Here is a 12,633-nt window from a genome sequence, read left to right on the forward strand (position 1 = left end):
TCCTTCTCTCTTTCACTGCGGATGTGGTGTCCGCCCCGGCGTCCCGCCACCGTTGGAGAGCGGCGGGGTACCGGGGAGGCTGTGGGCGCCGCGCCAGGCGGCGTGGGCGCGCTGGGCGAGCTGCTCGGCCGTACGGTCGCGGGGCAGGCGCAGCAGCACCTGGGCCGCCCTGCCCGGGGAACCGGCGGGACCCGGGAGGGCGTCGGGCGCGGGCAGTGCCTCTTCGAAGACCAGGTCCGTGCCGGGTTCGGCCTGGCAGAGCCGCTCGACCGCCTGGAGCACGGGCAGCGCGGCCAGGTCCACGGGGAGCGGCTTGCCGGCGGGGTGCGCACGCAGGTAGCCGAACCGGGGCAGCCCGTGGGAGCGGCGCAGCGCGGCCAGCGCCGTCACCTTCGCGGGCTCGCTGTCCGCCGTCCGCCACAGGGCGGTGCGTGGCAGCCGCCACTGCGCGGGACTGACGACGAGCAGCCCGCCGACCGTCAGCCGGGGCACCCGCCGCGCCTCGGGAAAGGCGCCCGCCAGCCCGTCGAGCCGCACCATCCGCCGCGTCGCCGGGTGCCCCGCCCCGCTCAGCAGGGGCAGCAGCCGGTCGTAGGGCGGGGCCGGGGTGCGGGTGGCGTGGTGCACCGGCAGGACGCGGACGCCGTCGGCCTCCGCGACCAGGGTGCCGTCGAGGACGCGCAAAGTCACCCGGTCCAGAGGCAGGTGCCGGACCGGCGGCAGCGCAGTGGGCCCCCGCTCGGCCCCCGGTTCGGGGCACCGCCCGTAGTACAGCGGCGTGTCGGGGTCGCCCGTGCACCAGCCGGTGGCCACGGGGCGGCGGACCGCGTTGGCAGCCGCCTCGGTCAGCGGCGGGACGAGCACCTCCAGGAAGCGGAGCCCGGTGCGCCGTTCGAAAGCGGCGAGGAAGTCCCGGTACCGGGCCGTGTCGGGGTATCCGACCGCGGCGTCAGCGCCGTACAGCTCCCCCAGCGCCTCGGCGAAGCGGGCGTCCAGCACGCCGGCCGGCGACGCGGACTCCAGCACCGCCACCGGCCCGGTACGGCCCGCGCCGTCACCGGGGCGCCCTCGCGGAGAGCGGCCGGCGGCCAGCGGCCGCACCAGGCAGTCGACGGGCCAGGCCTCCAGCACCTCGGGCACCGGCGGCGCACCCAAAGCGTCCAGCAGCGGCCCGTCCAGATCGACCTGCTCCCGCTCCAGGCGCGCACCGAGGTACGCCAGCAGCCGGGCGTACTCCGACCCGGGTGTGTGCGCGGGCTCCCAGCAGGTGCGGGCCGCGCGGGGCTGCGGGCCACGCGAGGGGTCGTCCGCGTGGGCCGCCACGAGCCGCGCCACGGAGAGGGGTTCGGCCCCGAGGGCAGCCGCCTCCGGCGTCGCCTGCCACCGCTCGCCGTGCCGCCGGTTGGCCTCGCACAGCTCGCCGACCCGCCGTGCGAGCCCCAGCCCGTCGGCGACCGCCTGCGCGGCGGAACGCGCAAGGCGGGGGCGGCAGTCCGCGGACGCGTCAGCGGGGCGCGCGGCGGCACGGTAGGAGTCCAGGAAGGATCCCTGCTGCGCGCCGCCGTCCCCCTTCGTGTCACCGTCCCCGCTGCCGTCCTCGCCCGGGGGTGTGCCGCCCAGGGGGACCGGGAGGCCGGGGGGCCGGGCGGTCCAGGGCAGGCGGGCGGCTCGCGGGGCTACGCAGACCTGGAGCACCCCGAGCGTGTGCAGGTGGGCGAGGAAGGTGCGCAGGGCCGGGTGGGAGGACTCAGGTCCCAGGGCGGCCTCCAGGGCGCCGAGGGTGCGGGGCGTGGCGGCGAGGAGGCGCATGACGGCCTCCAGGGCCGGGGTGCGGCGCAGCGCCAGGGTCCGCAGCCGTCCGCCCCCGCCGGGGTCGGGGTCCACGACGCAGAAGTGCCGGTCTCCCGTGCCGGGTTCGCCCGTGGCATGGTGCAGCGGCGCCGGGGCGAGGAGCAGGTGCGGGGCGGCGTCGGTCAGGTCGAGGTCGCGGAGCCGGGACCACAGCAGGTGCACGTTCTCCGTCCTGCGCGCCGCGACCAGCTCCAGCCCCCACGGGGCCCCGGCCACCGGCGCGTGTCCCGTCTCCGGGTCGAGCACGAGGGCCGGTCCCTCCGTGCCGCCGGGCCCGGTGGAGGGCAGCACCGCCAACTGACCGGCCCAGTCACGCGGGGTGGTCTTCGCGGCTGTGCGGGACAGCGCACGCCACAGATAGCCGACGCCCTTGCGCTGCCGCCTGCCGTCCCACGGTTCGCCCGCCGCGGCGCGGCGTTCCAGGTCGGGCACGACGCGGGGTGCGGCCCCCGCGAGGAAGCCGCGCAGCGCTGGTTCCGCGAGGGCGGTGTGCAGCAGCAGCGTGCTCGTCCGCTCCCGTTCGGCGGCGACCTCGTGGACGAAGGCCGACTCGTCGGCGGCCAGGGCCTCGGCGTCCTGGCGCAGCAGACGCAACTCCCCCGCGAGCGCGGGCCACGGCGCGATGAGGCGCTCGCCCAGGATGGGGTCCGGGCGAGCGCCGGACGCGCCGCGGTCGCCGACGGGGAACAGCACGTCCCCCGCGTGCAGCCGCCGCCGCAGCGCCAGCACGGCACGCCGGTCCGCCGTCCCCAGCCGCGTGTCGGGGACGACCTCCTCGCCGAGCCGTACGCCCAGCGCGCGGGCCCGTGCGGCGTGCCGCGCCCGCCCGTCGGCCAGGGCGTCGGCCCGCGCGAACAGTGCGGGGTTCCCGGCGCTCGCCCACAGCGCGGCGGGGACACCGGCGAGACGCAACAGGGCAGCGGCCGCGAGTGGTTCGGGGGCGGCCCCCTCCCTGGGAGGGTGCACGGTGCCCGCGGTGGCGCGGTGCCGCGTCGCGGCGTCAGCGTGCTGTCGGCGCGGCGGCATGTGCGCCCCTCCCCTCCTGGGCCAGCGCATCCGTCAGAAGGCTCTGGCGGGCCAGGGACATCAGGCCGCGGTTCCAGTGGAAGACGGTGAAGTAGGCCGCTGCCGTACGCGGGCCCACGGTGGCCCGGCCTGCCTCGAAGTAGCCGTCACGCCAACGGGCGGCTGCCTCGTGAACGGCCTCCGCGTGCCGGGCCACGGCTGCCCGCCGCTCCGCGGGGAAGGCGCCCAGCGCCTCTTGGCGGGGTGTGCGCCAGTACGCGACGATGCCGGCTGCCGCCCGCTCGCGGGCGGCCGGGTCGATGCCCGCGGCCACGCCGCCCAGACGGCGCCCCGTCTCGCGGCCGACCGCCTCCCACACACCGCGGTGCTCCCAGCCGACGATCCCGAGCCCGTCGAACAGCTCCCGCAGCAGGATCAGGGAGAGCCGCCAGCCGGCCGGGCCCGTACCGGTGTCGGGGTGGTGCAGATGGTGGTCGAGCCAGGCGAGGGAGTCGAGGGTGAACAGCTCGTGCACGTACCGCATCGAGGCCGGGCCCCCGAAGAGGTAGTCCTCGGGTTCGTAGACCGTGCACACCGGCGGCCGCCGCAGCCCCTCGCTCTGCGCGAGGCGGCCCACGAGAACGGCCCGCAGCTCACCGGCCCCCTCCGGGCCGTCCCCTTCGTACCCGTCACCCGCGTGACCCGCGTTGGAGCGGTCACCGGCCCCCGCGCCGGGCCCGGTTGAAGTGCCGGCGTCGGGGCGGGCTCCGGGGGCCGCTCCTGACCGGTCTGCGGGCACCTGCCCGGAACGGGGCCCGGGACCGGGGCCGAGTTCGGGGCCGGTCCCGCGTGCCTTTCCGGTACTGCATTCCACGGCTTGGAAGCGGGCGCGGATTCCCGGCGGCTTGTGCATGAAGAAGAAATTGTGCACGTGGGATTCCCGGAGGAATTCGTCGGCGAGCGCGGCGAGTTCCGCATAACAGCGTGCTCGGCCGTGAGCGCCTCGCTCAGGTGCGAGATTGAGCTGCACCCACGGCGCGTCGTCCGGCATCTCACCGGCCCTGCGCATCGCGCGCCGCGCGGCGGTCAGGCCGGTCACGAAACCCGTGCGCCCCGCCGACAGAGCACAACGGCCGCGTGAGCCGACGTCGCGGAGGCGTGCGACGAGCGCGGACGGCGAGTGCGGCAGGTACAGCAAGTGCGAGTGCGGTGGAGACGAGTGCTGCGGCAATTCCGCCCCCTTTCACGGCGACAGCGTTCTCGCGGTTCTCGCGGTCCTCGCAATCACCTTTCGAAAGGGAACTTCCCCGCTTTGCCACGGCCGAACAAGAAACCCGTGTTCTTCATATGAACGGCGGTTGTGCGCCGGTTCGTTCACCCGGAGCGGGCCACCGGTCAGGGCCGGGGGTGGAGCGCTCGCAGTACCGCCTGACCGCCTCGAACCGGTCCGCGGCCAACTCGTTCGCCTGGTGCACCGCGAAGGGCGCGAACGGTGTCATGCCGGTGAACCGGCAGACGGCCGGCGGCGAGAACCACCGCAGCGGAAGCTCCGGCAGGCGGGCGGCGTGGCGTCGGCGTGGACTCAGCCCCTCCGGGGAGCGTCGTACGTCGGCGAGCAGTCCCCGGCCCGCGCCGCGACGGCGGGCTCCCACGGGTCACGTCACCCGCTCGCGGGTCAGCGCGCCGTGGCGCCGCCCCCGCGCCTGCCCTTCCCGCCACCGGTGCGACCGCCGCCGCTCCTGCGACCGCCGACGCTTCTGCCACGGCCGCCGCTTCTGCCGTTGCCGGTCCTGCCGTTGCTGCTTCTGCCCGTGGCGTCGCCCCGGCTCTTGCCGTCGGCGTCATCGCTCCGGTCGGCGGTGGGCTCCTCCGGCCAATGGGCGGGGCGGGTGAGGGCGTCGGGGATGGCGGTGGCGGAGTCTCCGAGTGCTGCGTTCACCTGTGGCTGGGTCAGGAAGAGCGCGCCCGACAGGTCGGCGCCCCGCAGATCCGTGTTCCGCAGGTCCGCGCCGAGGAGGTCCGCCTGGCGCAGGTCCGCCTCCCGCAGATCGGCGGCGATCAGCAGCGCACCCCGCAGTCCGGCTCCACGTAGCTGCGCGCCTCGCATCCGTGCGCCCATCAGATCGGCACGCCGCAGGTCACGGCCGCCGAGCCCGCGCCGTACCCGTTCGCTGACCCGTTCCAGGACGGGTCCCACCCGCTCCCGCCAGCCCTCCACGTCGGTGGCGAGCAGCGTGTCGGTGTCGCCGTCGATCAGCGCGTCCAGCTCCGCGACCAGGGCGGCGGTCTCCGTGCACCCGGCGGCCGTCCCGGCCTCGGTGAGCAGCCACAGCAGTTCGTGCAGTTGCCGCGTCACGCGGAAGACGGCGAAGAGCTGCGGTCCGTGGGCGGCACCGTCGCGCGCCGTCACCCGCTGTCCGGCTCCGAAGCAGTCGAAGACGGAGCATCCGGTGAAGCCGCGCTCCCGCAGTTCCGTGTGGATCGAGCAGCGGTGCCGGGCGGTCAGGTTGCCGCACCGCTGCCCGGCGGGCTTGTCCATCGGGAAGTCCGCCGACCTGGTGAAGGGCAGCGCCGCACAGCACAGTCCGGCACACTGCGCGCAGTCGGCCTTCAGCCGCTCCGTACGCCCTTCGGCCTTGCTCTCGCTCACCCGTCCACGCTAACCGGCCCGGCGGCGACAGGATGCGCCGGTCAGGGCTTACGGGCCATGGCACCGAACTGGGCGACCGTCTTCTCGTCGTCGGCGGCGTGGCCGGGCCGCCAGCGGGAGCAGGAGACGACGCCCGGCGCGAGCAGTTCCAGCCCGTCGAGGAAGCGGGCCACCTCGGTGCGGCCCCGCGCGGTGATCGGCGGGGTGGCGTGCGCGTTCCAGAAGTGCATGGCTTCCTCGTTGGCCGAGCCGCCCAGTTCCAGTGTGGGGTGGGTGAGTACCAGGTAGCTGCCGGAGGGGACGGCGTGCGTGAGCGTCTGCACAATCCGGACCGCCTCGTCGGTGTCGGCGACGAAGTTGAGGACGCCCAGCATCATGACGGCCACCGGTTCGACGAAGTCGAGGGTGTCGGCGGCGGCGTCGATGATGGCCTGCGGGTGGTGGGCGTCGGCGTCGATGTAGTCGGTGGCGCCCTCGGGGGAGCTGCTGAGCAGGGCGCGGGCGTGGGCGAGGACGGTGGGGTCGTTGTCCACGTAGACGATCCGCGCGGAGGGGGCGACCCGCTGGGCGACCTGGTGGGTGTTCTCGCCGGTGGGCAGCCCGGTGCCGACGTCGAGGAACTGCCGGATGCCGGCCTCCGAGGCCAGGTACCGTACGGCGCGGCCGAGGAAGGCGCGGTCGGCGCGGGCCACCTCGCGGATGCTCGGGTACATGGTCGTGATGTGGTCGCCGACCTGCCGGTCCACGGGGTAGTGGTCCGTGCCGCCCAGCCAGTAGTTCCACACCCTGGCGTTGTGCGCGATGTCGGTGGCCGGCGCCCCGGCGCCCTCGGGGCCGCTGCGTTCACTCACGCCGTGTCCTCGCCTCTCCTCGCCCGCACGGTGGGTCGCCCGTGCCGTGGGGGTGGTTCGTGCCGTGGATGGTCCGTGCCGTGTGGGTCCGTGCGTCGAGTCTAGGCCGCCGGCCCCGTCGCCGGCAGACACGTGTCCGCCTCGCGCCGGTCACCGCCCTGCGGGAAGCGGGCTCACCTGCCGAAGCAGCGCAACGCCGCGTAGAGGTCGAGCCGGTGGTCCGTGCGGGACAGGTCGCGTCCGGTGAGGGTCTCCACGCGGCGGATGCGGTAGTGCACCGTGTTGACGTGCAGGTGCAGGGCCTCGGCCGTGCGGGCCCACGAGCAGTGGTGGGTGAAGAAGGCGTCGAGGGTCTCCAGCAGCGTGCGGTGCGAGGCGGTGTCCTGCGTCAGGAGGGGGCCCAGCGCGTTGGTGCGGTAGGCGGCCCGCACCTCCTCGGGCAGCCCCGCGATCAGCAGGTCGACGGTGCCCAGATCGGCCACGGTGACCAGCGAGGGGCTGCCCGGCGGACGGTGGCGGGCCGCGTCGAGGGCGTACCGCGCCTGCCGGTAGGCCCCGGCCAGCTCCGCAGGTCCCGCCGCCAGGGCGCCGGCACCCCCGTGCAGTGGTTGGCCGCCCCGGCAGGCCAACAGGAGCGGCCACACCGCGGCCACCCGGTCGGACGGCGCGCCCGCCTCGCCCTGCGCTGCGGCGACCGCCACCGCCGCGCCGGTACGGGTGCGCCCCACCGCGAACGGCCCGGTGGGGCGGCCGGGGGACGGCGCGGGGGCCGGCGGGTGCAGCAGCGCCTCGGTCAGGGCGTCGGCCGCCGCCTCGGGGTCACCGCCCGCGTCCACGGCCAGCACCTCGTACGGTCCCGCCTCCGGCATGCCGCAGGCGCTCAGGGCGGAGCGCAGGGCGGTCTCGTCGGGCGTGTCGGCGCCGGGACGCGGGGCGGCGCACAGCAGCTCGGCGAGGGCGTCACCGGCCTGCCGGGCGGTGGACTCGGCGTCGGCGCCGTGGTGCAGGCAGCGGGCGAGGACGTCGGCGGTCTCGCGCAGGACGCGGGGCGGTACCGCGCCCTCGTCCGGGACATAGAGGTGCCACCCGGCCAGGGGGGAACCCGAAGGCTCGACCGGCAGCCGTACTCCGCGGGAGGTGACGGCGAGCGCCTCGGCCGCCGCGGCGGCCGGCAGCGGGCAGGTGCCCGCGGTCGTGGCGACGGTGCGTCCGGTGGGGGTGAGCAGGTGGCAGGGCGGTGAGCCGAGGTGGGCGAAGGCACGGTCGAGCAGAGTGCGGGGGCCGGCACCGGCGCCCAGCAGGTGGTCGAGTGCGGTGCGGACGCTCTCGGGCAGCGCATGGGCGTGGTCGCCGGGGCCGCGGCTCAACTCCCTCCAACGGCGCAGGTATATGGCGTCGGTGACGGCACGGAAGGTGGTGCGGGGAGACACGGCGAGGAGCGGTATGCGGTGGGCACGACAGGCCGCGACCACGGGTGCGGGCACCTCCCCGTGGGTCTCCTCGCCGGCGAGGAGGGCGCAGGCGTCGGTCGCGGCCAGCGCGGTGAGGAACCGTTCGGCCCGCTCCGGGGCGTGGCTGCGCCACCACACCAGACCGGTCAGCACCACCTCGCCGGGGCGTACGAAGCGCTGCGGGTCCTCCAGGTCGGTGGCCGTGACGCCGGTGATCTCACGGGCGAGCAGCTTCTCGTCGCCCCAGACGAGGGTGAGGTCGAGGGCGTCGAGCTGGAGGAGGTCGTCGACGTGCATACGGTGCTGCTCCTTGGTGCGCGCCGGCAGCGACACGCGCGCCGCATCTGCCAGCCATGTTCGGTGTCGAGCATGGTAGATGCCAGGCGAAAGGTGCGGTACCGCTCTTGATCGGCCACCGACGGATGCGGGGTCCGGGCGGGTACGGCGGCAGCTGGCAGAAGCCGGGCGGTGTCCGGGGAGCGGGACAACGGCAGCGCCTCGGTTGGGCCTTCCTCCGAGAAAGGCTGGCAGATGCTATAGGAAAATGCTGGACACGTTGCACGTGCGAGCCTCGGGACCATACGTTGGCGCACATGCAGTCGTACACCATCGGCCAGGCAGCCCGGCTGCTCGGCGTCAGCCCGGACACGGCGCGGCGCTGGGCGGACGCGGGCCGGGTCGCCACGCACCGCGACGAGAGCGGGCGCCGTCTCATCGACGGGCGGGACCTGGCCGCCTTCTCCGTCGCACTCGGCCAGCAGGCCAACGACGACGAGGAGCTCCCCTACACGTCGGCACGCAACGCCTTCCCCGGCATCGTCACGGCCGTCACGGTCGGCGACGTGGCGGCGCAGGTCGAGATCCAGGCGGGCCCGCACCGGCTGGTCTCCCTGCTGACCCGCGAGGCCGTGGAGGAACTGGGGCTGGAGGTCGGCATGCAGGCCACTGCTCGCGTCAAGTCGACCAGCGTGCACATCGACACCCCCTGAAGGGCCGGTGTCCTCTGAGAGGCCGACGCCCCCCCCGAAGGGCCGCACTCCATCGGCGCCCCACGCGCCGTTGGCACCCCGCCGGTGCCCGGCGCCCCGCGCACTGGCGGGCCCTCCGGCGCCGCCCGTGTCGTCCGCGCCGCCGTCCCTCCCGGGTCCCCCTCCCCCACACCGCTCCGCCCGTCCATCCGTCCCCTCCGACCAGGAGTTCCTGTCGCCATGTCTGTACACCCCCTGACTCCCCGCCGCGCCCTCGCGGCGCTCGCCACCGTCGCCGTGCTCGTCCCGCTCGCCGCCTGCGGCGGGGGTGACGACAAGGCCGGCAAGGGCGGAAAGACCGAGCTGACCGTGCTCGGCGCCTCCTCCCTCACGGACGTCTTCAAGGCCGCCGGCAAGGCCTACGAGGAGGAACACCCGGACACGAAGGTCAACTTCTCCTTCGCGGGCTCGCAGGAACTGGCCGCCCAGGTCAAGCAGGGCGCACCGGCCGACGCGCTGGTCACCGCCGACACCAGGACCATGGACAGTCTCCAGGGCGAGACCTCGGAGCCGACCGTCATCGCGAAGAACCGGCTCGTGATCACCACCGGTGAAGGCAACCCGAAGAAGGTCCAAAGCCTCAAGGACCTCACCGACAGCAAGCTGAAGGTCGTGCTGGCCGCGCCCGAGGTGCCCGTCGGGCAGTACAGCAAGCAGGTGCTGGACAAGCAGAAGCTGAAGGTCCAGCCGGTCTCGAAGGAGACCAACGTCCGCCAGGTTCTGAGCAAGGTGGAGCTGGGCGAGGCCGACGCCGGCGTCGTCTACCGGACGGACGCCGCCACGGCGCCCAAGAAGGTGGACGCCATCGACATCCCCGACGACCAGAACGCCATCGCCTCGTACCCGGCAGCCACCCTCAAGGAGTCGAAGCACAAGAAGGAGGCCGCGGCCTTCGTCAAGTGGCTCCGGTCCGCGAAGGCGCAGAAGCTGCTGCGTGAGGCGGGCTTCCAGAAGCCGTGACCCGCGCCCCTACCCCCGACCGCGCCACGCCGGGCGCCCGCTCCGTCCTGCGCTCGCGCACCCGCGTACGCACCCGGACCCGCACGCCGCTCGCGCTGGGCCTGCCCGCGCTGCTCGCCGTCGGGTTCCTGCTGCTGCCGCTGCTCGGCATCCTGGCGCGGACGGAGTGGGGGGAGCTGGGAACACACCTGGGCAGCGAGGGCGTCACCGAGGCGGTGAAGCTCTCGCTGCTGGTCTCCTGCGGTGCCCTGGCGCTCTCCCTGGTGCTGGGGGTACCGCTGGCCTGGCTGCTGGCCCGGGTCGACTTCCCCGGCAAGGCGCTGGTGCGGTCCCTCGTGCTGCTGCCGATGGTGCTGCCCCCGACAGTGGGGGGCGTGGCGCTGCTGCTGGGCTTCGGGCGGCGCGGGCTGCTGGGGCCGTGGCTGGAGAACACCTTCGGGATCGTCCTGCCCTTCCACACCTCGGGTGCCGTGGTGGCGGCGACGTTCGTGTCGATGCCGTTCCTGGTGATCAGTCTGGAGGGCACGCTCGCCGGACTGCGGCCCGCCTACGAGGAGACGGCTGCCTCGCTGGGGGCCTCCCCGGTGCGGGTGTTCCTGACCGTGACGCTGCCGCTGGTGGCCCCCGGGCTGGCCGCGGGGGCCGCGCTCACCTGGGCGCGGGCGCTGGGCGAGTTCGGGGCGACGATCACGTTCGCGGGCAACCTGCCGGGCACGACGCAGACGCTGCCGCTCCAGGTGTATCTGCTGCTCCAGGACCAGCCGGAGGCGGCCACCTCGGTGTCGCTGCTGCTGCTGGTCATCGCCATGGCCGTGCTCTTCGGGCTGCGCGGACGGTGGACCGGCGGTGGCGGGGGACGCGCGACGGGTGTCCCGCGCGCCGGAACCCAGGCGGTGGCGGAACCGGATGCGGGAGGGGGAACGGGAGCTGCGGCGGACGCGGACGGGGCCGAGGGCAGGGCCGGCCACGGGGCGCCCGGCTCGCACACCGGTCCGCAGTCCGCTCCGGATTCCGCCCCGGGGCCGGGCCCGCAGTGGGATCTGCACATCCAGGTCACCGGCTTCACCGAGCTCGCGCTCGACGCGGAGCCCGGCACCACCGTGGCCGTCGTCGGCCCCAACGGAGCGGGCAAGACGACGCTGTTGCGCGCGCTGCTCGGACTGACCCCGCGCGCCCGCGCCCGACTGGCCCTCGGCGGCGCGGAGGTGGGCACGCTGCCCCCGCACCGGCGGGGCGTCGCGTGGGTGCCGCAGGACGGTGCGCTCTTCCCGCACCTGAGCGCGCTGGCCAACACCGCCTACGGGCTGCGCGCCCAGGGCGTACGCCGCGCGGAGGCGCGCCGGCTGGCCGGGTCGTGGCTGGAGCGGCTGGGCGTCGGGCACCTGGCACACCGCCGGCCCGCGCAGTTGTCGGGCGGCCAGGCCGGGCGGGTGGCGCTGGCCCGCGCGCTGGCGGCCCGGCCCAGGCTGCTGCTGCTGGACGAGCCGCTGGCGGCCCTCGACCAGACGACGCGCGCCCATGTGCGGCACACCCTGCGTGGCCATCTGCGGCACTTCGGCGGCGTCTGCCTGCTGGTCACCCACGACCCGGTGGAGGCCGTGTCGCTGGCCGACCGGGTGCTGGTCCTGGAGGACGGCCGGGCCCTGCAGGACGCTCCCCCGGCCGAGGTGACCCGGCACCCCCGCTCGCCGTGGGTGGCGCGGATGCTGGGCCGCAACGCGCTGCCGGGCACGGCGGCCGGGGACGGCACGCTAGCTCTCGACGAGGGCGGCACCCTGGTGGTCGCCGACCCGGTGACGGAGGGCGCCGCCGTGCTGGCGGTCGTCGCCCCGGAGGCCGTCTCCCTGCACCGCGTACGCCCGCAGGGCAGTCCGCGCAATGTCTGGGTGGGGACGGTCCGCGAGATCACGGCGGTCGGCAGCCGGATGCGGGTGCTGGTCACCTGCGTGGGACATCCGGATCTGGTGGCCGAGGTGACCGCGGACGCGGTGGCCGAACTCGGCCTGGCGGACGGCACCGAGGTGTTCACCGGCGTCAAGGCCACGGAGATCGCACTCGTCGAGCGCTGACCCCCTTCCGACGCCTCCTCCCCCGCCGCCCGTTCGGGACAATGGCGATAATGGCGCGGTACGCCATCCAAGCGTTCCTTATACCGAACGGTAGGACCAGGGGCGCGCACCGGGAAGGGAGGGGCCGTGAGCGGTCCTGAGGGGACCACCGAGTCGGTCCGGGGCATGCTGGCGCTCAACCTGAAACGGGCCCGGGCCCAGCGGGGACTGTCGATCTCCGAGCTGTCGCGGCGCTCGAAGATCGGCAAGGCGACGCTCTCCCAGCTGGAGTCGGGCACCGGCAACCCGACCATCGAGACGGTCTTCAGCCTCTCCCGGGTGCTGGAGGTCCCCATCTCCGACCTGCTGGACACCCGCCCCCCGCTGGGCCTGCGGGTGGTGAGGGCGAGCGAGGTGGAGGTGCTCAGCGGCGAGGGCGTGGATCTGCGGCCGCTGCAGCGGATCGAGTCGGGCGAGGGCGTCTTCGAGGTGTACGACCAGCAGGTGCGGGCCGGTGAGCGGCGGGACTCGCTGGGCCATGTGGGCGTCGAGCACACCATCGTGCAGGCCGGCCGGCTCGGGGTGCGGGTGGAGGGCCGCGAGGTGGAGCTGGGCCCCGGCGACTACGTCGGCTTCGACGCCACGCTCCCGCACAGCTACACGGCCTTGGCGGAGACGGTGCGCTCCGTCCTGCTTCTGCAGTACCGCGCCGACCAGCGGCTGCATGCTCAGGCGCCGTACTCCGCCGGCGAGGGAGTGCCCTGCGGGGAGCGGTGAGCGCGCCGCCTG

9 protein-coding genes are annotated in these 12,633 nt (G+C 75.0%); 4 read left to right on the forward strand and 5 right to left on the reverse strand.

Annotated elements, in window-relative coordinates:
* Positions 1-12 precede the first annotated feature (12 nt).
* The 5 genes from H297_RS35285 to H297_RS0108405 form a co-directional block, all read right to left on the reverse strand.
* Complete coding sequence (locus H297_RS35285) at positions 13-2,877, reverse strand: lantibiotic dehydratase (protein WP_051351667.1); 2,865 nt, start codon at positions 2,875-2,877, stop codon at positions 13-15.
* The gene (locus H297_RS42655) at positions 2,852-3,955 is read right to left on the reverse strand and encodes a thiopeptide-type bacteriocin biosynthesis protein (protein ID WP_486589449.1); all 1,104 of its coding nucleotides are present in this window, start codon (positions 3,953-3,955) and stop codon (positions 2,852-2,854) included. Before H297_RS42655 ends, H297_RS35285 begins: the two co-directional genes overlap by 26 nt.
* 576 nt (positions 3,956-4,531) lie before the next feature.
* The gene (locus H297_RS35295; RefSeq protein ID WP_486589450.1) at positions 4,532-5,506 is read right to left on the reverse strand and encodes a pentapeptide repeat-containing protein; all 975 of its coding nucleotides are present in this window, start codon (positions 5,504-5,506) and stop codon (positions 4,532-4,534) included.
* A 41-nt stretch (positions 5,507-5,547) separates the two neighbouring features.
* Entirely contained in the window at positions 5,548-6,357 is an 810-nt protein-coding gene (locus H297_RS0108400) for an SAM-dependent methyltransferase (RefSeq protein WP_027736669.1), read from the reverse strand.
* A gap of 173 nt (positions 6,358-6,530) precedes the next feature.
* Entirely contained in the window at positions 6,531-8,105 is a 1,575-nt protein-coding gene (locus H297_RS0108405; protein WP_027736670.1) for a PucR family transcriptional regulator, read from the reverse strand.
* A 296-nt stretch (positions 8,106-8,401) separates the two neighbouring features.
* Between H297_RS0108405 and H297_RS0108410 the strand changes: the two genes are divergently transcribed.
* From H297_RS0108410 to H297_RS0108425, 4 genes are all read left to right on the forward strand, one after another.
* A complete protein-coding gene (locus tag H297_RS0108410) occupies positions 8,402-8,797 on the forward strand; it encodes a helix-turn-helix transcriptional regulator (protein WP_027736671.1) in 396 nt (131 codons plus the stop codon).
* 219 nt (positions 8,798-9,016) lie between these two features.
* Positions 9,017-9,796 carry a molybdate ABC transporter substrate-binding protein gene (modA, locus tag H297_RS0108415; RefSeq protein WP_027736672.1) on the forward strand — a complete coding sequence of 260 codons (780 nt, stop codon included), beginning with the start codon at positions 9,017-9,019 and terminating at the stop codon, positions 9,794-9,796.
* 47 nt (positions 9,797-9,843) lie between these two features.
* Positions 9,844-11,865 (forward strand): ABC transporter permease, encoded by a 2,022-nt coding sequence (locus H297_RS0108420; protein ID WP_027736673.1) that lies wholly within the window; start codon positions 9,844-9,846, stop codon positions 11,863-11,865.
* A gap of 126 nt (positions 11,866-11,991) precedes the next feature.
* A complete protein-coding gene (locus H297_RS0108425; RefSeq protein WP_027736674.1) occupies positions 11,992-12,621 on the forward strand; it encodes an XRE family transcriptional regulator in 630 nt (209 codons plus the stop codon).
* The last annotated feature ends 12 nt before the right edge of the window (positions 12,622-12,633 follow it).

This window comes from Streptomyces sp. CNT360, from assembly GCF_000424785.1.